This window comes from Caulobacter sp. AVps18, assembly GCF_058681425.1.
Window position 1 is genome coordinate 2,842,533 of the sequence record NZ_CM178737.1, and the last position, 20,862, is coordinate 2,863,394.

General features: G+C 65.8%; 18 protein-coding genes. 14 read left to right on the forward strand and 4 right to left on the reverse strand.

The genetic code is table 11. The features are described from left to right. The first annotated feature begins 42 nt into the window (after window positions 1-42). The 4 genes from crcB to ACW179_RS13025 are packed head-to-tail and all read left to right on the forward strand — an operon-like array spanning window position 43 to window position 3,673. The gene (gene crcB, locus ACW179_RS13010) at window positions 43-429 is read left to right on the forward strand and encodes a fluoride efflux transporter CrcB (protein ID WP_492059914.1); all 387 of its coding nucleotides are present in this window, start codon (window positions 43-45) and stop codon (window positions 427-429) included. Further along, complete coding sequence (locus ACW179_RS13015; protein WP_492059915.1) at window positions 426-1,415, forward strand: RluA family pseudouridine synthase; 990 nt, start codon at window positions 426-428, stop codon at window positions 1,413-1,415. Before crcB ends, ACW179_RS13015 begins: the two co-directional genes overlap by 4 nt. Beyond that, window positions 1,412-2,905 (forward strand): 2OG-Fe(II) oxygenase family protein, encoded by a 1,494-nt coding sequence (locus tag ACW179_RS13020; protein WP_492059916.1) that lies wholly within the window; start codon window positions 1,412-1,414, stop codon window positions 2,903-2,905. Before ACW179_RS13015 ends, ACW179_RS13020 begins: the two co-directional genes overlap by 4 nt. 42 nt (window positions 2,906-2,947) lie before the next feature. Continuing rightward, on the forward strand, window positions 2,948-3,673 hold the full coding sequence (locus ACW179_RS13025; protein WP_492059917.1) for an ATP12 family chaperone protein: 726 nt from the start codon (window positions 2,948-2,950) through the stop codon (window positions 3,671-3,673). A gap of 845 nt (window positions 3,674-4,518) precedes the next feature. Here ACW179_RS13025 and ACW179_RS13030 read toward each other — a convergent pair. Next, entirely contained in the window at window positions 4,519-4,992 is a 474-nt protein-coding gene (locus tag ACW179_RS13030) for a hypothetical protein (RefSeq protein ID WP_492059918.1), read from the reverse strand. A 565-nt stretch (window positions 4,993-5,557) separates the two neighbouring features. Between ACW179_RS13030 and era the strand changes: the two genes are divergently transcribed. From era to ACW179_RS13055, 5 genes are all read left to right on the forward strand, one after another. Then, window positions 5,558-6,529, forward strand: a complete 972-nt coding sequence (gene era / locus ACW179_RS13035; protein WP_492059919.1) for a GTPase Era — start codon at window positions 5,558-5,560, stop codon at window positions 6,527-6,529. Window positions 6,530-6,676: 147 nt separating this feature from the next. Continuing rightward, window positions 6,677-7,408, forward strand: a complete 732-nt coding sequence (gene recO, locus ACW179_RS13040) for a DNA repair protein RecO (protein ID WP_492059920.1) — start codon at window positions 6,677-6,679, stop codon at window positions 7,406-7,408. Window positions 7,409-7,478: 70 nt separating this feature from the next. After that, on the forward strand, window positions 7,479-9,068 hold the full coding sequence (locus ACW179_RS13045) for an alkaline phosphatase D family protein (RefSeq protein WP_492059921.1): 1,590 nt from the start codon (window positions 7,479-7,481) through the stop codon (window positions 9,066-9,068). A 60-nt stretch (window positions 9,069-9,128) separates the two neighbouring features. After that, a complete protein-coding gene (gene parC, locus ACW179_RS13050) occupies window positions 9,129-11,402 on the forward strand; it encodes a DNA topoisomerase IV subunit A (RefSeq protein ID WP_492059922.1) in 2,274 nt (757 codons plus the stop codon). Beyond that, a complete protein-coding gene (locus ACW179_RS13055; RefSeq protein WP_492059923.1) occupies window positions 11,399-12,736 on the forward strand; it encodes a serine hydrolase domain-containing protein in 1,338 nt (445 codons plus the stop codon). The genes parC and ACW179_RS13055 overlap by 4 nt, the downstream gene beginning before the upstream one ends. 148 nt (window positions 12,737-12,884) lie before the next feature. Here ACW179_RS13055 and ACW179_RS13060 read toward each other — a convergent pair whose 3' ends face one another. After that, the gene (locus ACW179_RS13060) at window positions 12,885-13,292 is read right to left on the reverse strand and encodes a hypothetical protein (RefSeq protein ID WP_492059924.1); all 408 of its coding nucleotides are present in this window, start codon (window positions 13,290-13,292) and stop codon (window positions 12,885-12,887) included. 104 nt (window positions 13,293-13,396) lie between these two features. Beyond that, window positions 13,397-13,846, reverse strand: a complete 450-nt coding sequence (locus tag ACW179_RS13065) for an SMI1/KNR4 family protein (RefSeq protein WP_492059925.1) — start codon at window positions 13,844-13,846, stop codon at window positions 13,397-13,399. 272 nt (window positions 13,847-14,118) lie between these two features. Between ACW179_RS13065 and ACW179_RS13070 the strand changes: the two genes are divergently transcribed. The 5 genes from ACW179_RS13070 to ACW179_RS13090 all read left to right on the forward strand — a co-directional run bounded on the left by ACW179_RS13070 (window position 14,119) and on the right by ACW179_RS13090 (window position 19,595). After that, a complete protein-coding gene (locus ACW179_RS13070; protein ID WP_492059926.1) occupies window positions 14,119-15,297 on the forward strand; it encodes a saccharopine dehydrogenase family protein in 1,179 nt (392 codons plus the stop codon). 116 nt (window positions 15,298-15,413) lie between these two features. Further along, a complete protein-coding gene (locus ACW179_RS13075) occupies window positions 15,414-16,733 on the forward strand; it encodes a serine hydrolase domain-containing protein (RefSeq protein ID WP_492059927.1) in 1,320 nt (439 codons plus the stop codon). 175 nt (window positions 16,734-16,908) lie between these two features. After that, window positions 16,909-17,871, forward strand: a complete 963-nt coding sequence (locus ACW179_RS13080; protein ID WP_492059928.1) for a quinone oxidoreductase family protein — start codon at window positions 16,909-16,911, stop codon at window positions 17,869-17,871. A gap of 11 nt (window positions 17,872-17,882) precedes the next feature. Then, on the forward strand, window positions 17,883-18,815 hold the full coding sequence (locus ACW179_RS13085; RefSeq protein ID WP_492059929.1) for an NAD(P)H-dependent flavin oxidoreductase: 933 nt from the start codon (window positions 17,883-17,885) through the stop codon (window positions 18,813-18,815). A 12-nt stretch (window positions 18,816-18,827) separates the two neighbouring features. Beyond that, the gene (locus ACW179_RS13090) at window positions 18,828-19,595 is read left to right on the forward strand and encodes an SDR family NAD(P)-dependent oxidoreductase (protein ID WP_492059930.1); all 768 of its coding nucleotides are present in this window, start codon (window positions 18,828-18,830) and stop codon (window positions 19,593-19,595) included. Window positions 19,596-19,643: 48 nt separating this feature from the next. Here ACW179_RS13090 and spt read toward each other — a convergent pair whose 3' ends face one another. Continuing rightward, window positions 19,644-20,861 (reverse strand): serine palmitoyltransferase, encoded by a 1,218-nt coding sequence (spt, locus tag ACW179_RS13095; RefSeq protein WP_492059931.1) that lies wholly within the window; start codon window positions 20,859-20,861, stop codon window positions 19,644-19,646. Window position 20,862 lies beyond the last annotated feature (1 nt).

The window sequence follows — 20,862 nt, forward strand, 5'->3', positions numbered from 1 at the left end:
GCACGACTTGGCGTTTGGGCGCGCTCGGCGCATAAGGAGCCAATGACCAAACTGCTTCTCGTAGCCGCCGGCGGCGCCGTCGGCTCGGTCGCCCGCTATCTCGTGGGCGCCCAGGCCCTCCGGCTGATGGGATCGGCTTGGCCTTACGGCACGTTCGCCGTCAATATCATCGGTGGTTTCCTGATGGGCGTGCTGGCCTCGTGGCTGGCGCACCGGGGCAACGCCAACCACGAGCCTGTCCGCCTTTTGCTCGCCGTCGGCGTCATGGGCGGCTTTACGACCTTCTCGGCCTTTTCGCTGGAGACTGCGCTGATGATTCAGAAGCGCGCCTACGCCCAGGCCTTCACCTATTCCGCCGCCAGCGTGCTTTTGTCCGTGGCGGCCCTTTACGCGGGGATGTTCATCGCCCGCAGGATGTTCGCGGCATGAAAGAAGTACGCACGCTCTATGTGGACGCGGGCGAGGATGGCACCCGGGTGGACCGCTGGTTCAAGCGCCGCTGGCCCCATCTCAACCACATCCAGCTCAACAAGCTGTTCCGCTCCGGTCAGGTGCGGGTCGACGGCTCACGCGTGAAGGCTGACACCAAGCTGGCGGCCGGCAGCCAAGTGCGCGTGCCGCCGCTGCCCGACGCGCCCGATCCGGACGAAAAGCTGGCCCTGTCCAAGCGCGACATCGCGTTTGCCAAGTCGCTGGTGCTGTACGAGGACGAGGAAGTGCTGGCGCTGAACAAGCCCGCCGGTCTGGCCGTGCAGGGCGGCACCAAGACCACGCACCATATCGATAAGCTGCTGTCGGCCTGGGGCGAGGGCGTCAACCGGCCCAAGCTGGTCCACCGGCTGGACCGCGACACTTCGGGCGTGCTGCTGCTGGGCAAGACGCCCGCAGCCGCCGCGCGTCTGTCGGGCTCGTTCGCCAAGCGCAAGGCCCAGAAGACCTACTGGGCCATCGTTCAGGGCAACCCGCACCCGGTCGAGGGCGTCATTGAGCTGCACCTGGCCAAGCGCGGGGTGGGCGACCGCGAACTGGTGGTTCCCGCCGAACCCAAGGACAAGGACGCCCAGCCGGCCGAGACCGAGTTCGTCTCGATCAGCCGCGCCGGACCGCGCGTCACCTTCATGGCCCTGCGTCCGCACACCGGCCGCACGCACCAGCTGCGGGCTCACATGAAGGCCATCGGCCACCCGATCCTGGGCGATCCGAAATATAGCGACGAGAAGTCGACCCAGCTGTCGGAGGGCCTGAAGCTGCAGCTGCACGCCCGCTCTGTGATGCTGCCGCACCCGTCGGTGGGCATGCTGTTCATCGAGGCCCCGATCAGCCCCGAGCTGAAGGCGGGCTTTGCCAAGTTCGGCTTCTCTGAAGACGAGGCCGACCAGGATCCGTTTGCGAAGAAGCAGATCAAGCGGCGATGACGGCGGAGGTCGTTCGGCAAGCCTGGACGCTTCTGGACCACGGCCGCTCGACCGACGCGGTCGCCCTGACGCATGTGCATGCGGCCTCGCCGCAGGCCAGTCCCGGGATGCTGATCGTGCATGCGGCGGCGCTGAAGGGCGTCGACCGTCATGACGAGGCGGTGGTCTTCAACCGCCGGGTCGTGGCCGCCACGCCCAATGACCGGATCGCCTGGTACAATCTGGCCGCTACTTTGGGCGATCTGGCCCAGGCGGAGGAGGGCGAGGCCGCGATCCGCAAGGCCATCGCCCTGGGCCTCGACGTGCCCGAAGCCTGGCTGGTGCTGGGTCGCGCCCTGCAGGGCCAGAGCCGTTATGACGAGGCCGAGGCTGCGTTCCGGGCGGCCGTCACCCGCCGGGACGGGTTCGGCGAGGCCCATCGCAACCTGGCCCAACTGCGCTGGATGCGATCGGGCGATCTCAATCATGCGCTGGAGGCCCTGACCGCTTCGCTGGCGCGCAATCCCGCTGACAGTCAGCTGATCCTGCTCAAGAGCACCGTCGAGGAATTCGCGGGCGACAAGGCCGCCGCCTTCGCCACCCTGAGCGACGCCCTGATCCGCCAGCCGAACGACGCCCTGCTGTTGCTGGCCGCCTCGCACATGGCCGGCGAGATCGGCCAGGCCGATGCCATGCTGGCCCACGCCCAGTCCGCCGAACGCTTCGCCCCGCAGGCGCCGCAGGTGCTGATCGCCCTGACCGAGGCCCATCTGGCGCTCGGTGATGCGGCCGCCGCGTCCCAGACCGCTGAACGCCTCAGGGCGGTCGCGCCGCTGGATCAACACGGCCTGGCCCTGCAATCCACGGCCTGGCGACTGTCGGGCGATCCGCGCCGTGCGGTGTTGAACGACTATGAGGGCCTTGTCCGGGCCTACACCCTGCCGACCCCGGAGGGCTGGGACAGTCTGGACGCCTATCTGGGCGCCCTGCGCGACCGGCTGGCCCAGCGGCACGACCTCAAGACCCATCCGTTGCAGCAGTCCCTGCGCGGCGGCAGCCAGGTTCCCTCGCTGCACCAGTCGCCCGACCCGCTGTTTCAGGCCTTCTTCGCCCAGGTTCGCAAGGTGGTGGCGCAGTATCTGGCCGATATCGGTCCCGGCGACGACCCGCTGCGCGCCCGGATCGGCGTCGATTTCCGGGTCAGCGGCGGCTGGTCGGTGAGGCTGTCGCCCAACGGCTTCCATGCCGACCACGTGCACCCCCAGGGCTGGATCTCGTCGGCCTTTTATCTGGACCTGCCCAGCGGCGTGGCCGATGAGGATAGGCGCGAAGGCTGGATCAAGTTCGGGCAGCCCGGCTGCGTCACCCGTCCGCCCCTGGAGCCCGAGCACGAGGTGCGCCCGCAGCCAGGGATGCTGGTGCTGTTTCCCTCCTATATGTGGCACGGCACCCGGGCCTTCACCTCGCCCGAACACCGCCTGACCATGGCCTTCGACGTCGTGCCGCTGTAGCAGCGCGTCAGTTTCTCCAAGCTCCGACCCAGGAAGACCCGCGTGGCCGACCAGACCGAACTCCTTCAAAAGCCGCGCCGGTTCTACAAGGCCGCGACCACCGGGCCTGTCGAGGGCGGGTTCGCCGTGCTGCTGGACGGCCGCACGCCCAAGTCGCCGGCCCGCTCGCCGCTGGTCCTGCCCAGCCTGGCCCTGGCCCAACTCGTCGCGGCCGAGTGGGAGGCGCAGGACAAGGTCATCGACTCCACCGCCATGCCGGCCACGCGCCTGGCCTTCACCGCCATCGACCGGATCGCCGAGACCCGCGTCGAGGTGGCCCGGGAGGTGGCCGCCTATGCCGGTTCGGACCTGCTGTGCTATCGCGCCGAGCACCCGACGCCGCTGGTCGAGCGTCAGGACCGCGACTGGCAGCCCTTGCTGGACTGGGCCAATGCGACCTGGGGCCTGGCCCTGAAGCCGGTGGCCGGGATCATCCATGCGCCGCAACCGCCCCAGAGCCTGGCGGCCATCGAGGCCCTGGCGGTCGGCTTTGACGACTTCACCCTGGCGGGCGTGGCCTATGGCGCGGGTTTGCTGGGCTCGTCGGTTCTGGCCCTGGCCCTGCGCGAGGGAAGGGTGGATGGCCTGACCGCGCTGGATCTGTCGCGGCTGGAAGAAGCGTTTCAGGCCGAGCACTGGGGCGAGGATGAAGAGGCGCGGCTGCGTGTCGAGAACCTCGCGATTGAGGCCCAGGCCCTGGAGCGGTGGTTCACCGCCCTGCGCGGGTGAAGAGCCGGGCGGACCGTTCCAACGGACAGGGCTTCGCAACCTCGCGCCGGGGCTGCGATGGGGGTGGAAAGGGCTGCGGAGCGCCCGGGCCTCGCCCGGAATAGGTTAGTCGTGTGTACCGTTTCGACGAAGACGAGCGCTCCGCGTGGTCTTCAGACGGAAGCCTTCGAGGTCGCGGGGTTTTAACCCGCTCCCGACTTCGGCCTCCGGCGGGCAGGGGAGTGGCTCCCCCTGGACCGCATGGGCGATTTCAGCCCATGCCTGCTGCGCTCTCCGACCTGAGCCGCTGGGTTTTCGTCCCGATGTTTCAGGGAACCCGTCCAGTCCGTCACCCAGGCTGTCATTAAAGACCACGGCGGGCGCTTCCCGCTCGACCACCCCTGACAGCCGCTTTGGTCGCCGGCCTAGCGCCCTTCCCGTGCTGTCAGGTGAGACCAGTATGGGCGGGGTTTTGACCGCGTCTGATTGGCGCGCTCAAGTTTTTTTCAAGGCGTTGATTTGGCTGGGGTTTGTTTCCGAGGGGCGGGGATTGAGCGCGGTCTGTCCCTTCACGTCCTCCCCCTGAAGGGGGAGGTGTCGGCCCCTTCGGGCCGACGGAGGGGGAAGTGACTGCTGACTCCTTGCGGTCTTCCCCCACCGGCCTCCGGCCGCCTCCCCCTTCAGGGGGAGGACTTGGGAGCGCGTCCGCCCCCTTCGCCCGCGAAGGGAGCCATCCTTAAATCTCACGGCGAGACGATCGCCGGCACGCTACAGCCTCCAAGAGATTTAAGGATGCGCGGGACGCGGGGCGTCCGCTTGCCGGAGAAAAGCCAAAGGTTGGCCGCGACCCTAGTCGGACGTTGGCCTCATTGTGCCTTTCGGTGGAATTTGGGCTTCAAGATCGAATGTGCCAACAAGAAATCGGCGCTGTCCGGGAGTGGCGTCTCAATAAGTTCTGCGACGAAATGTTCTAGATATGGGTCCGCGATACAAATGAAGCTTGCGACTGAAGCAAGGGAGAGTAGCGATAGCCAATGCTCTTCTTCCATCCAAGTCACGCCGGGTTTCTGCGGCATCGCTCCCGAAAGATCTCCTAGAAGGAACTCATTGATTGAGAACGCCCGAAACCTCTTAGATTTTGAATCGCCAATGCTCTTGAAACGGTAAAAGGAGCCGTCGGCAGCTCCGGCAACTCCCTCTTCCACGCCGTCGTAAAATCCCCAAACCCACCGGCGAGGGAGTGCCGATGGGCGCTGAGAGGCTTCACGCGCGGAGAGTTTAGTGTGCGCCTGCAACGCGGTGCTCGATGTGCTTGGTGAAAAGCCAATGGTGACAGCCATATGGAAAACTATGCTGCAACTAAGGTCCGAACTCCATCCGAAACGCCCTTCAAATGGTCCGGTGATTGGCAACGAGGCCCAACGTCGGAAAGCTGGCGAGATGCCCGTGGCGGCGGACGACCGGTTGCGGATATTCCGAGCCTGACTAAATTGGCAAAATGACCAAAGGATGGAAGTTTTATTGGGTTACGGTCGCCGTTGTCGCTGTAACGATATTCGGCTGGGTATCGCTCAATATATGGTTTGAGTTCATTCCTCAGTCTTGTCCTGATGGGCATTGTCCCGACCCTGGTTCGCGAGAGTTCCTCGCGGGAACTACGTCAACCCGTCGCGACTGGGGCCTCTGGGCTACTCTAGCCGCCATTTACTGGCTGGGTTTTGTGGCATCGATTGCGGCCGGCGTTTTGGCCCTTCGGGGATTGTTTCGCGCGGTCCTAACTTTCATCGCTCAATAGCTGTCCGCCCACCTCCAACCGCCGCTCCCCACCTCCGCGGCACCGCCATCCTGCCCCTGATCCCCATCAGGGGGAGGATTTCGCCGCCCGCTGTGCTAAAGGCACGCGCAATGACTGACACAACACCTCAAAAGAACACCGCCCCTCAAACGACGAGGGCCGGGTTCGCCGCCATCATCGGTGCGCCAAACGCCGGCAAGTCCACCCTGGTCAACCGCATGGTCGGAGCCAAGGTCTCGATCGTCACCCAGAAGGTCCAGACCACGCGCTTCCCCGTGCGTGGCGTGGCCATGGCCGGCGACGCGCAGATCATCCTGGTCGACACCCCCGGCATCTTCAGCCCGCGCCGTCGGCTGGACCGCGCCATGGTCCGCTCGGCCTGGAGCGGTTCGGAAGAGGCCGAGGTCACCGTGCACCTTGTCGACGTCCAGGCCGAGCTGGCCTCGGGGATCAACAAGGCCACGCCGGCCGAGCACCGCTCGGTGCAGGACGTCCAGACCATCATTGAGGGCCTGAAGACCGCCAATCGCAAGGTGATCCTGGCGCTCAACAAGATCGACGGCGTCAAGCGCGAGACCCTGCTGGCCGTTACCCAGGAACTGTTCGACACCGGCGTCTATTCCGAGGTCTTCATGATCAGCGCCGCCACCGGCGCGGGCGTCGATGACCTGCTGGCCAGGCTGGCCTCGATGATGCCGGAAGGCCCCTGGCTGTACCCTGAAGATCAGACCGCCGACCTGCCGGCCCGCCTGCTGGCCGCCGAGATCACCCGCGAGAAGATCTATCTGCGGGTCCATGAGGAGCTGCCCTATGCGGCCTCGGTGGAGACCACGGCTTTCGAGGAACGCGCCGACGGCAGCGCCCGCATCGAGCAGACCATCTATGTCGAACGCGACGGCCAGCGCGCCATCGTGCTGGGCAAGGGCGGCCAGACCCTGAAGTGGATCGGCCAGGCTTCGCGCGAAGAGCTGTGCGACATCCTCGACCGCAAGGTGCACCTGTTCCTGCACGTGAAGGTCAAGGAAAACTGGGCCGAAGAGCGCGGTCTGTTCCGCGACATGGGCCTGGATTTTGACGCCTGACCGTCTTTCCTTCTCCCAGGGGGAGAAGGAGGGGCCCGCGCCGAAGGCGTGGGAGGATGAGGGGTTACACCCTTCGACATCTTACGCCCTCACCCTCCCACCGCTTCGCGGCGGGCCCCTCCCTCTCCCCACGGGAGAGGGTTAGCCGTGGACTGGGAGGACGAGGCCCTTGTGCTGTCCGCCCGGATCCATGGCGAGACGGGCGCTATTGTCGAACTGCTGACCGAAACCCACGGAAAGTTCGCAGCCCATGTGGCGGGCGCGGCTTCGCGGCGGATGAAACCGTTCCTGCAACCCGGCTCGCGGGTGATCGCCCGATACCGGGCCCGGATGTCGGATCAGTTGGGCTCGGCCACGCTGGAGCCGATGGGGGAGGGTGTGGCGTCGCTGTTTGACGACCCGCTGGCCCTGGCCGGCCTGTCGTCCGCCGCCTCGCTGGCCGCTGGCGCTCTGCCCGAGCGCGAGGCCCATCCGGGCGCCTTCCACGCGCTGGAGGCCCTGATCGGCGTGCTGCAGATCCCCGATATCTGGCCGGCGGTCTATGTGCGCTACGAGGCGGGGCTGCTGCAGGAGCTGGGCTTTGGCCTGGACCTGTCAAAGTGCGCGGCCACCGGCAGCTTCGATGACCTGATCTATGTCAGCCCCCGCACCGGGCGCGCCGTCAGCCGCGCGGCGGGAGCGCCCTACAAGGACAAGCTGCTGCCCCTGCCGCCGTTCCTGCTGTCGGCCCAGGGCGGCTTGGCGGAAGGCGACGTCAAGGCGGGTCTGGACATCACCGGTCATTTCCTCGAGCAGTTCGTGTTCGGACCCCTGAACCGACCGTTGCCGCCGACGCGGATGTGGCTGCTGGATCGGCTTGGTGAGGCGGGGCGGCTTTAGAAACGCGCCTCGGTGTCTTCTGGCTGTTATACTGTTACACTATTCAGGCATGATCTGCGTGGAGTCCCGGATGTCTGTTTTGCTGGATCGCTATCTGTTGTCGCGCCGCCGCGCCCTGAGCACGTTCGGGGTCCTTGCAGTGTCGGCGCTGTCGATTCCGCTGGTCAGCGGCCGCGCCCTGGCCCAGCCGGTCTATTCGATCTATCCGTTCCAGCTGGGCGTCGCCTCGGGTGATCCGCAGGCGGACGGTTTCGTGATCTGGACGCGTCTGGCGCCTGAGCCGCTGGAGATTGGCCACGGTATGCCCAGCGCGCCGGTTGAGGTGTCCTGGGAGGTGGCGACAGACGCCGGTTTTCGGACCATGGTCGCCAAGGGCGTCGCGGTGGCCATGCCCGAGCTGGGCCACGCCGTGCATGTCGAGGTCGGCGGTCTCGAGGCGGGCCGCGACTACTGGTATCGCTTCGTGGCGGGCAAGGAGCGCAGCCTGACGGGCCGGGCGCGCACGACGCCGGCCCTGGGCGCGACCGTGGACCGCGTCCGCTTCGCCATTGCCGGCTGCCAGCAGTATGAGCAGGGCTACTACACCGCCCACCGCCGTCTGGCCGAGGACAATCCCGACTTCGTGTTCTGCTACGGCGACTACATCTATGAGGCTCGCGGCAGCCGGGTCTGGAACAGCGCCAAAGGCCCTGTCGAGAACGTCCGCCAGCATTTCGGCGGCGAGATCTACAGCCTGGACGACTATCGCCGCCGCTATGCCCAGTACAAGATGGACGCCGACCTGCAGGCCGCCCACGCCGCTGCGCCGTGGTTCGTGGTCTGGGACGATCATGAGATCGATAACAACTGGGTCAGCGACCTGGATCAGGACGGTGTCGATCCGAAGATCTTCAATCTGCGCCGGCAAGCGGCGGTTCAGGCCTATTTCGAGAACATGCCGCTGCGGCCCAGCAGCTTCCCCGTTGGAACCACGATCCAGCTCTATCGCCGCGCCAGTTTCGGCGGCCTGATGGACCTGAACCTGCTCGACACGCGCCAGTATCGCAGCGATCAGCCCTGCGGCGACAAGTTCGGGACCTGCGCCGAGATCGAGGCCGTGAAGGCCGAGGTGCTGGGGATGAAACAGGAAAAGTGGCTGCTGGACGGCCTTTCGGCCTCGAAGGCGCGCTGGAACGTGCTGGCCCAGCAGATCATGGTCATGGACCTGGATCGCGACCCCGGCGCGGGCTCGGCAGTCAATCCAGACTCGTGGGCGGGCTATCGCACCCCGCGCAACCGCCTGCTGAAACAGATCCGCGATCGCAAGATCGCCAACCCGATCGTCCTGACCGGCGACGAGCATCAGAACTATGCCGGCGAACTGCACCTGGACGGGGCCCATCCCGAAGGCGCGCCGATCGGGACCGAGTTCGTGACCACCTCGATCTCGTCGGGCGGCGACGGCGTTGATCAGCGCGACGACATGGCTAAAATCCAGGCGGTCAATCCGCAGCTGAAGTTCAACAACGCCCAGCGCGGCTATGCCATCTGCGAGGTCACGCCGGAACGCTGGACCACCGAGTTCAAGGTGCTGGACGCCATCACTCGCCGCGATGGCAAGCTGACCACCCGCGCCAGGCTGGCGGTCGAGGCCGGAAATCCGAGGCTCGCCGCCGTCTAAGCCATCGAGTCGGAGGAGGGATCTCTGCTAGGGTAGCGACCCCGGTAACGATTCCTCCTCATGAACAAACCTGTCCTTCCTCCCGGCGGTCCTGGCGATCGCATTCTTGACGAGCCGCTGACAGAAGCCCTGTCGCGCCGCTATTTGGCCTATGCCCTGTCGACGATCAGTTCGCGGGCCCTGCCGGACGTGCGCGACGGCTTGAAGCCCGTCCATCGTCGCGTGCTGTACGCGATGAACAACATGCGCCTGAACCCCGAGTCTGCCGCGCGCAAGTGCGCCAAGGTGGTGGGTGAGGTGATGGGTAACTTCCACCCGCACGGCGACCAGTCGATCTATGACGCCCTGGTGCGCCTGGCCCAGGAGTTCGCCCAGCGCATTCCGCTGGTCGAGGGGCAGGGGAATTTCGGCAATATCGACGGCGATAGCGCTGCGGCCATGCGCTACACCGAATGCCGGATGACGACGGCGGCGACCTTGCTGCTGGACGGCATCGACGAGGACGCCGTTGATTTCCGGCCCACCTATGACGGCCAGGACGAGGAGCCGGTGGTTCTGCCGTCGGGCTTCCCCAACCTGCTGGCCAACGGCTCGTCGGGCATTGCAGTGGGCATGGCCACCTCGATCCCGCCGCACAATGCCGCCGAACTGATCGACGCCTGCCAACTGCTGCTGGCCCGTCCTGACGCCACCACCGAAGACCTGCTGGAGCGCGTGCCCGGCCCCGACTTCCCGACCGGCGGGATCATCGTCGAGCCGCGCAGCAGCATGCTCGAGATCTACGAGACCGGCCGCGGTGGCGTGCGCGTGCGGGCCAAGTGGGAAAAGGAAGAGACCGGTCGCGGCACCTACCAGATCGTCGTCACCGAGATTCCCTATCAGGTGAAGAAGTCGGATCTGGTCGAGCAGCTGGCCGACCTGATCGAGAGCAAGAAGGCGGCCCTGCTGGGCGACGTGCGCGACGAGAGCGCCGAGGACATCCGGCTGGTGCTGGAGCCCAAGTCCAAGAACGTCGAACCCGAAGTGCTGATGGAGAGCCTGTTCAAGCTCTCGGCGCTGGAGAGCCGCTTTCCGGTCAATATGAACGTGCTGGACGCGCGCGGCACGCCGGGCGTGATGGGCCTGAAGCAAGCTTTGATGGCGTTCCTGGCCCACCGCCGCGAGGTGCTGACCCGCCGGGCGCGCCACCGCCTGGGCAAGATCGAAGCGCGCCTGCACATCCTGGATGGTTTGCTGATCGCCTACCTCAATCTGGATGAGGTGATCCGCATCGTCCGGTACGAGGACGAGCCGAAGCAAAAGCTGATCTCGACCTTCGCGCTGTCGGACATCCAGGCCGACGCCATCCTCAACACCCGCCTGCGCCAACTGGCCAAGCTGGAAGAGATGGAGATCCGCCGCGAGCACGCCGAGCTGATGGAAGAGCGCGACGGCATTCTGGCCATGTTGGCCAGCGACCAGAAGCAGTGGAAGCTGGTCGGCGAGGGTCTGGCCCATGTCCGCGCGGCCCTGCTGAAGATCAAGCATCCGCTGGACAAGGGCGGCCGACCGACCGGTGCCATCGGCCGTTCGATCTTTGCCGACGCGCCCATTGTCGATGCCGACGCCGCCATCGAGGCGATGATCGTCCGTGAACCGATCACCGTCATCCTGTCGGATCGCGGCTGGATCCGCGCCGCCAAGGGCAAGGTCGAGGATCCGTCCGAACTGAAGTTCAAGGAAGGCGACAAGCTGGGCTTCCTGGTCCCGGCCGAGACCACCGACAAGCTGCTGATCTTCAGCTCAGACGGGCGCTTCTTCACGATCGGCTGCTCGCAACTGCCCAGTGCCCGTGGGCATGGCGAGCCGTTGCGGATGATGATCGAGCTGGACGACAAGGTGAAGATTCTCGACGTCTTCCCGTTCAAGGCCGGCCGCAAACGTATTCTGGCCTCGAAGCTTGGCTATGGCTTCCTGATGCCCGAGGAAGAAGCGCTCGCCAATCGCAAGGCCGGCAAGCAGGTCCTGACCGTCGATGCGGCGGGAGCGGCCTTCTGTCTGGAAGCGACCGGCGACCAGCTGGGCGTGATCGGCGACAACGGCAAGATCCTGATCTTCCCGCTGGAAGAGCTGCCGGAAATGCCGCGCGGCAAGGGCGTCAAGCTGCAGGCCTATCGCGAGGGCGGTCTGCGTGACGCCCTCTCGTTCAACGCAGAGACGGGTGGCTTCTGGATCGACTCGGCGGGTCGCCGCCGCGACTGGGCCGACTGGCAGACCTTCGTCGGCAAGCGGGCAGGGGCGGGCAAGATCGCGCCCAAGGGCTTCCCGACCTCCAAGCGTTTCAAGCCGAAATGAGGCGCGGGCGGCTGAGGCGCAAGGCGGTCGCATTGGTCGCCAGCCTGCTGGGCTGCGCCGCAGCCGTCGGCGGCGCTGCGACCGCCCCCTTGCCCGGGACCAGTCCCGAGGCTGTAGGGTTCTCGTCGCCCAAGCTGAAGACCCTGGACCATACCCTGCAGGCCATGGTCGATCAGGGCCAGGTGGCCGGTGCCGTGACCCTGCTGGCCCGCCACGGCAAGGTCGTCCACACCCTGGCCGTCGGCAAGCGCGGCCTGGAGACGGGCGACGCCATGCCCGTTGACGCCATCTTTCGCATCCGCTCGGAGACCAAGCCGGTCACCGGGGTGGCGATGATGATCCTCTATGACGAGGGCAAGTGGTCGCTGGACGATCCGGTCAGTAAATATGTGCCCGAGTTCGCCAATCTGCGCGTCGCCAAGATGGACGCCGAGGGCCGGCCCGTTCTGACCCCCATCTCGCGTCCGCCGACCATGCGCGAGCTGATGACCCATACGGCGGGCTTCGCCTATGGCATCGCCGACGATCCTTCCAGCCCGGCAGACCAGGCCTATTACCGCGCCGCTGTGCTGCAGTCAGAGTCGCTGGACCAGTTGGTGCGCAAGGTCTCCGACCTGCCGATGTTCGCCGAGCCGGGGACGCTGTGGCGCTACAGCGTCGCCGCCGACATCCAGGGCCATATCGTCGAAAAGCTGTCGGGCCAGTCCCTGCCGGACTTCATGCAGCAGCGCATCTTCGCGCCGCTGGGCATGAAGGACACGGCGTTCTACGTGCCGGCGGCCAAGGTCGGACGCCTGGCGGCGCTCTACGACTCCGACGCCAGCGGCCGGCTTGTTCCGGCGGTGGAGGGAGCCTGGCGGGATATCACCCGACCTCCGGCCGCGCCTTCGGGCGGTGGTGGCCTTGTCTCGACGGCGCAGGACTTCGCGCGCTTCGCCCAGATGATCCTGAACGGCGGCGACCTGGACGGCGTGCGCATCCTGCAGCCCGAGACCCTGGCCCTGATGAAGGCCAACCAGCTTCCGCCCAGCTTTACGGTGACTACCAACGGCACAGCCGGCGTCCTGCAGCCCTCGCAAAAGCCGTTCCCGTTCGCCCAAGGCATGGGCTATGGCCTGGACGTGGCCGTGGCGGTTGACCCAGCCGCCTCCGGCGCGCCGGTGGGGCCCGGCACGATCAGCTGGGGCGGCAGCGCCGGCACCTGGTTCTGGATCGACCCGGCCAATGATCTGTTCTTCATCGGCATGATCCAGCGGCTGGGCGGCGTGGGCTCGGGCCTGGACGCCACTACGCGGACCCTGGTCTATCAAGCGCTGGAAAAGCCGGAGCTGTAGAGCTTTCAGCTTGCTGCGCCTTGTTCTGCCGTCATGACCGCCCTTGTGGTGGGTGTTCGCTGGTCCCGATAGATGTCTGGGGGTGGCTTAAGGTCCGGATGCGGGGCCTGTGCCAATGCCTGCGCGCGATCCTAGTCGGAAGTTGGATCTAGCCCGGTACCTTCCGAACGTGGCGGTCCAAGAGCATCGCAATCGTTAGGCGTTCGGACATGCTGTCCGTGCGACGCGTGAGCGGCAAATCGATCTGCTCACCACTCACGAGGCGCAGCGACAGCGGCTCGCTCAGAGGAGCGCCGATCTCGGCGGCCTCCTTTTCCCTGCGCAAGGGCTCAAGGTCAAACCGACCGCTGTCTTGGATATCCGCGAAGGCAATGAAGCGAGCCTGTCCGTCTGGGTCGATCAAGAGGCCATCTCTGCAGAATGCGAATGGTCGCCCACCTTCGGCATTCCAATAGCTGGCCACCACTTCGGGACCAGCACTGTCGCCGCCCGCGCGCAGCCCGGAGGGATGCTTCAGGAGCCGCTTGAGGTAAGGATCGGTGATGAGCGACGCCATCCGCCGAAACTAATCTCGGGAATGTCCGACATCCACCCTTCTCTGACGTTGGCGAGGTCCGGTTCCTGGGGGGGGGCGTCGAAGGTCCGGTTTCGGCTGCCGACCTAAGTCGGAACTTGGCACCACCCACCCGAATTAGGCAGAGGATCGAAGAGCGACCCAGCAGCCTGCTTCATCCGCGCCAGCAGCCCAGTGAAGCTGTCCGCAACGACAAGGGCGTACTCGTGGCTCATTCCAATGAATGGAACGATCACCACGGGGGGAGGCTGAAATCGGTAGTCGAAAGCAAACATTTCGCCGCCGCCGTTTGAACCAAAACCTACTAGACCGGCTGCGTGAGTGGAAACATCATAATCTCGGTTGAATGGCTGCAACTGCGATGCCCGCCACAGAACTAGGTAGTCCTCTCCGACAAACCCTTCACCGCCATCGCTCAACTCTAGAAACGAGCGGTAATCTGCGGGCAGGCCCTTGCTGAGCGCCGCCTCCGAAGCATCTATTTCCGCGAGCGGGCATGGGGCTGATCTTTGAAATTCCACTAGCAGATCGTCCATGCAGCCCCCGTCTTACCCCGCACTCCCTTGATGCTTACACGGTACGGATGCCGAGTGAAGGTCCGCAACCCACCCCGAACAGACGATCAACGTGTCCGCTTACGGCGACCTCTGCAAGCGTTGGTACCGCGCCGTCGGTGACAGGTCGAAAATGACCGCGCTAACGGCTGGGGCGGAGCCTCCTTGGCACCCAGCACCCACTTCATGTTCAAACGGCCGTTTGCCATTGCGCGCCGATCCCGGCATCCTCCCGCAAAATCAGGGAGGCTCGCATGAACCCGACGGCCGAGTTCGACATCATCGTCTATGGCGCCAGCGGCTTTACCGGCCGGCTAGTGGCCGAGTATCTGGCCCGGCAGTATGGCGTCGGCGGTAAGGTCCGCTGGGCGATGGCGGGGCGCAGCCTCGAAAAGCTGGCCGCTATCCGTGACGAGATCGGTGCGCCGGCGGACACCCCTCTGGTCACGGCTGACGCGGACGACGCCGAATCCCTGCAAGCCATGGTCGGTCGGACCAAGGCCGTGCTGACCACGGTGGGCCCCTATCAGCTGTATGGCGGCGCGCTTGTGGCCGCCTGCGCGGAAGCGGGAACCGACTATCTGGACCTGTGCGGTGAGCCGGCCTGGATGCGCCAGATGATCGACGCGCATGAGGCGACGGCGAAAAAGACCGGCGCGCGGATCGTGTTCTCGTGCGGCTTCGATTCCATCCCGTTCGAACTGGGCGTCTGGTTCCTGCAACAGGAGGCCAAGACCACGCTGGGCCGGCCGGTTCCGCGCGTTAAGGGCCGGGTGCGGGGGATGAAGGGCGGTTTTTCGGGCGGCACGGCGGCCAGCTTGAAGGCGACCATGGCGGCAGCAGCGCGCGATCCTGCGCTGGTCGCGCTGCTCAAGAACCCGTTCGCCCTGGTTCCGGGTTTCGAGGGACCCGCCCAGCCCTCCGGGAACAAGCCGATGCTGGACGAGGACCTGGGCGTGTGGGCCGCGCCGTTTGTGATGGCGGCGATCAACACCCGCAATGTCCACCGCTCCAACGCCCTGCTGGGTCAGGCCTATGGCGCTGATTTCGTCTATGACGAGATGATGCTGGCCGGACCGGGCGAGCAGGGCGAGCAGATCGCCCAGATGATCGCGGCGTCAGGCGGCGGCTTGGGCGGCGAAGGCGGTCCGAAGCCGGGCGAGGGGCCCAGCAAGGAAGAGCGCGAAACCGGCTTTTATGACGTCCTGTTCCTGGGGCTTGCCGCCGACGGCCGCCAGGTGCGCGCTTCTGTGAAGGGCGACAAGGATCCCGGCTATGGCTCGACGTCCAAGATGATCGCCGAGTCGGCGATCTGTCTGGTAACCGAGGCGACCGACGTGCCCGGCGGCGTCTGGACCCCCGGCGCGGCCATGCAGGGCAGGCTGGTGGCGCGGCTGGAAGCCAATGCCGGGCTGACGTTCGCGGTGGAATAGGGTCTGCTTGCGCTCGCCTTGACGAAGGCGAGGCTCGAGGACGCAGAAAATCTGGGCTGCGCAAGCGTCGGAAATCGACCTAAGGTCACTTCAAACAAACGTTCGGGAGGGCGAGCATGGCTTTGCGTCAGTGGGTTGGGGCCGCTTTGGCGGTCGGATTGCTGGCGGCACCTGCGTGCTTCGCGACCCCGCGAAGCGGGCCGGCGGTTACGCTGTCGACGGCTACGCCTGAAAGCGTCGGCTTTTCAGCCGAGCGCCTGAAACGCCTCGACGCGACCATGCAGGCCCTGGTCGATCAGGGCCACCTGCCGGGCGTGACCACCCTGGTCGCCCGTCACGGCAAGATCGTCAGCTTCCAGGTTCACGGCAAGAAGGGCTTCGATGGCCCGCCGATGACCAAGGACACGGTCTTCCGGATCTATTCCCAGACCAAGCCGGTGACGGGCGTGGCGATGATGATCCTGTTCGAGGAGGGCCGGTGGCGCCTCGACGATCCGGTCAGCAAGTACATCCCCGAATTCGCCAATCTGCGGGTCTACAAGGGGCAGAACCCCGACGGGAGCTTCATCACCGAGGCCGCAAATCGCCCGCCGACCATGCGCGAAATCATGAACCACTCGGCCGGATTCGCCTATGGCCTGGTGCCCGACAACCCCATCGACAAAGCCTATGTCTCGACCGGTGTCCTGAGCAGCAAGACCGGCCAGGAGTTCATCGACAAGGTCGCGGCCCTGCCGCTGGTCGGCCAGCCCGGCAAGCAATGGAAGTATAGCGCCTCGGTCGATATCCAGGGCTTCATCGTCGAGAAGCTGTCGGGTCAGACCCTGCCGGACTTCATGCGCACCCGGATTTTCGAGCCGTTGAAGATGGTCGATACGGGCTTCTACCTGCCCGAAGCCAAGTCCGACCGCCTGGCGTCACTTTATGTCTGGAGCCCCAAGGACAAGAAGCTGGTCCCGGCCGCCGGCTTCATGGTGCTGGATATCACCAAGCCGCCGCCCGTGGCGTCCGGCGGTGGTGGTCTGGTCTCGACCAACGCAGACTATGCGCGTTTCGCCCAGATGATCCTGAACGGCGGCGCACTGGACGGCGCGCGGATCCTGTCGCCCGGCACGATCGCCCTGATGGGTGCCAACCACCTGTCGAACGATATCATGACCGGCAATGAAGGCTCTTTCCGCAATGAGCGCGGTCAGGGTTTCGGGCTCGACTTCATGGTCATCACCGATCCGGCCAAGGCCGGCGTGATGGCCGGCGAGGGAACGATCAGCTGGGGCGGCGCAGCCGGTACCTGGTTCTGGATCGACCCCAAGAACGACCTCTTCGTGATGGGCATGATCCATATCCTCAACAAGGATGGCGATCCGGCCCTGCGCAATCTGGACGATATCAGCCAGCAACTGGTCTATCAGGCGCTGGTCGATCCTTCGAAATAGGACCTCTTCCGCTCTCCCCGGCGAAAGCCGGGGCCCAGATTCAGCCAGAGTGTCTGGGGATGATGCGCCTACGAACTTTGCCAAAACACCACCCTTTCCGGGTTCGATCTGGGCCCCGGCTTTCGCCGGGGAGATCGGTAGGAGGGGGAAGAAAACAACTCAGGGAGCGAGCGCCATGAAGGCCGCCGTCTATTACGAAACCGGTTCGCCGGATGTGCTGCGCTATGAGGATGTCGCTGATCCGGTCTGCCATGCCTCGGGCGTGGTGATCCGGGTCGAGGCCGTCAGCATCGAGGGCGGCGACACCCTCAGTCGGGGCGGCGGCCAGATGGCCGGCAGCCCGCACATCGTGGGCTACCAGGCGGCCGGCGAGATCATTGAGGTCGGGGCCGACGTCAGCCACCTGAAGGTCGGCCAGAAGGTTGTCACCGTGAACGCCTTCGGCTCGCATGCCGAATTGCGCAGCGTGCCGGCCCGCAACGCCTGGCCGATCCCCGAAGGGTTCGACATCCTCAAGGCCTCGGCCATTCCGGTGCCGTTCGGCACGGCGCACGAGTGCCTGTTTGGTCACGGCCAGCTGAAGGCCGGGGAAACCGTGCTGATCCAGGCCGGCGCCAGCGCCCTGGGCATTGCCGCCATCCAGCTGGCCAAGCGGGCCGGGGCGACGGTGCTGGCCACCGCCTCCAGCGACGAGCGGCTGGAGCGCCTGAAGGTGTTCGGCCTGGACCATGGGATCAATTACGGCCGCGACGACACCGTCGAGCAGGTGATGAAGCTGACCGGCGGCAAGGGTGTCGATCTAGTGGTCGATCCGGTGGGCGGCGCGACCCTGCAGTCGAGCCTTCTGTCGCTGGGTTATCGCGGCCGGGTCTCGCTGGTCGGCAATGCCGGGCGCGAGCCGATGAAGGTTGACGTGTCGTCCCTGATGGGCGGCAACCGCCGGCTGTCGGGCGTCTTCCTGGGGGCCGAGATCATGACCGACCGCGTCCATGACATGATCCAGACCCTGATCGACGAAGCTGCGCGCGGTGAGCTGCAGGTGATCATCGACAGGACCTTCCCCCTGTCGGAAGCCGCCGCCGCCCACGCCTATATCGAAAGCCGCCAGGCCGTTGGCCGCGTGTTGCTGATCCCGTGAGCGAGGCGACCATGAACCGCGTTCTGGCCCATACGGGCGCCAAGTATCCGATTATCCAGGCCCCCATGGGCTGGATCGCGCGCTATCCGCTGGCTTCGGCCGTGTCGCGGGCCGGTGGGCTGGGCATCATCGAGACCTCGTCCGGCGAGACGGAAAACTGCAAGGCCGAGATCCGCAAGATGGCGGAGACGGGCCTGCCGTTCGGCGTGAACCTGCCGATCCTGTTTCTGCGCGACGACTCCATGCTGAAGTTCGTCTGCGAGAGCGGGGTGAAGTTCGTCACCACATCGGCCGGCAGCCCGGCCAAGTTCATTGGCCCGCTGAAGGACGCCGGCATCGTCGTCTATCACGCCGTGCCCACGGTCGATGCGGCGGTCAAATGCGCCGAGGCCGGCATTGACGGCCTAGTCGTTGAGGGCGCTGAGGGTGGCGGCTTCAAGAACCCGGAAGAGGTCTCGACGCTCGTCCTGCTGCAGGCCATCCGCGCCCGCGTGGATGTGCCGCTGGTCGCCGCCGGTGGCATCTGCGACGGTCGCGGCATGGCCGCGGCGTTCGCGTTGGGCGCTGAAGCGATCCAGATGGGCACCCGCTTTGTCAGCAGCGCCGAGAGCCCGGTGCACGACAACTACAAGGCCGCCATCACGAACGGGAAAGAGACCGGCACCTGGATCCTCAACAAGAAGGCCAGCCCCTGCATCCGGGCGCTGAAGTCCGATCGGACCAAGGAAATCTATGACGCCGGCCTGATGCCTCCGGATGCTCTCAAGGGCATTCTGGGCGTCTATTTCGGCGGCGACATGGAGGCGGCTCCCGCGCTGGCCGGCCAGACCGTCGGCCTGATCGACGAGGTCAAGACGGCGCAAGCGATCATCGACGAGACCGTTGCCCAGTTCCACGACATCACTGGCCGGCTGGGGGCTTTGGCCGCCACGCGCGGCTTCTAAGGGATCATGACCATGCAAAACCTCTTCTCGCTCGAGGGCCGCGTTGCGGTCGTCACCGGCGGCTCGCGCGGCATCGGCGCGATGATCGCCAAGGGCTTTCTGAGCTACGGCGCCAAGCGCGTCTATATCACCGCCCGCAAGGCCGCCGCCTGCGACGCGACGGCCGAAGAGCTGAGCCAGTACGGCGAGTGCGTTTCGCTGCCGGGCGACATCTCGACCATGGAAGGCATCGAAGGCCTGGCCAAGCGGCTCATCGAACGCGAAGACAAGCTGGATATCCTGGTCAACAACGCCGGCGCGGCCTGGGGTGCGGCGTTCGACGAGTTCCCCGAGAGCGGCTGGGACAAGACGGTCGACCTCAACATGAAGACGCCGTTCTTCCTGACCCAGGCCCTGATCGCCCCGTTGCGTGCGGCGGCCCAGGATCGCGTCGCCAAGGTGATCAACATCTGCTCGATCGACGGCCAGTCGGTGACCAAGGACGAAACCTATCCCTACGGCGCTTCCAAAGCGGGTCTGTTGCACATGACCAAGCGGATGGCCCTGCGTCTGGCGTCCGACAATATCGCGGTGTCAGCCATTGCGCCGGGAGCCTTCGCCTCGGACATGAACAAGGTCGCCCGCGACCATGCCGACGCCGTGGCCAAGGCCATTCCTGCCGGCCGGATCGGCTCGGAGGAAGACATGGCGGGAACCGCCATCTATCTGGCCTCGCGGGCCGGAGACTATGTGATGGGCGGGGCCGTCACGGTGGACGGCGGGGTCAGCTTCGCGCGCTGACCGGAATGGGTTCGGGCGATGGCTGGTGCCATCGCCCGATCAGGCCCTTCAGGCCGAGACGCGCTTGCGCGGGGTGTCGATGACGCCCAGGGCCGCGCCGACCTCGGCGAACACCGCCAGGACTTTGTCGATCTGCGCGTCGGTATGGGCGGCGCTGACGCTGGTGCGCAGCAGCGGGCGGCTGTCGGGTGTGGCCGGCGGCAGGGCCAGGTTCAGATAGACGCCGTTCTGCAGCAGGGTGTTCCACATGCCGATGGCGCTTCCCTGATCGGGCATGGTAACCGCCACGATCGGGCTGGCGGTCGGGCCGGTCTGGAAGCCCAGCTCGGTCAGTCCGTCATAGAGACGACGCGCATTGGCCATCAGGCGATGGCGCAGCTCCGGGGTTTCTTCCAGACGCTTGAGGGCGACCAGGGTCGAGCTGACCACGGCCGGCGGCAGCGAGGCGGTGAACATGTAGGGGCGGCAGACGACGCGCATGACGTCGAAGTCGTCCATGTTCGAAACGCAGAACCCGCCGATGGCGCCCAGGCTTTTGGAGAAGGTGCCGACCACGAAATCGACATCGTCCTCGACGCCTTCCTGCTCGGCCAGGCCGCGGCCGTTCTCGCCCAGAACGCCCATCGAATGGGCTTCATCGACCAGAAGATAGCCGCCCATCTCGCGCTTCACGGCGGCGATTTCCTTGAGCGGGGCGGTGTCGCCGATCATCGAATAGATGCCTTCGACCACGATCAGGCGCTCGCCGGGCACGTCCTTCATGCGGCGCAGGCGCTTGTACAGGTCTTCGGGATCGTTGTGGCGGAAGCGGATAACCTCGGCATGACCCAGGCGCGAGCCGTCATAGATGCTGGCGTGGCTGTCGGCGTCGAGGATCAGGTGGTCGCCACGACCGACCAGGGTCGACAGCACGCCCAGATTGGCCTGGTAGCCGGTGGTGAACACCATGGCGTGCTTGCGGCGATAGAACTTGGCCAGGGCGGTCTCGAGCTCGACATGAGCCTCGAAGCTGCCATTGGCGATGCGCGAACCCGTCGTGCCCGTGCCGCGCTCCTGCACGGCCTTTACCGATGCGGCAATGGCTTCCTCGTCGAACGTCAGGCCCAGATAGTTGTTGGTGCCCAGCAAAATCGTCGGCCGACCGTTGATCACGCCTTCGGTCGGAGAGATCACCGAATCCAGACGAACATTGAAGGGATCGGCCCCGGCCTGACGGATCGCCTGATAGGCGTCGCGGTAGGCGAGGTGCTTGTCGAACAGCCCCATG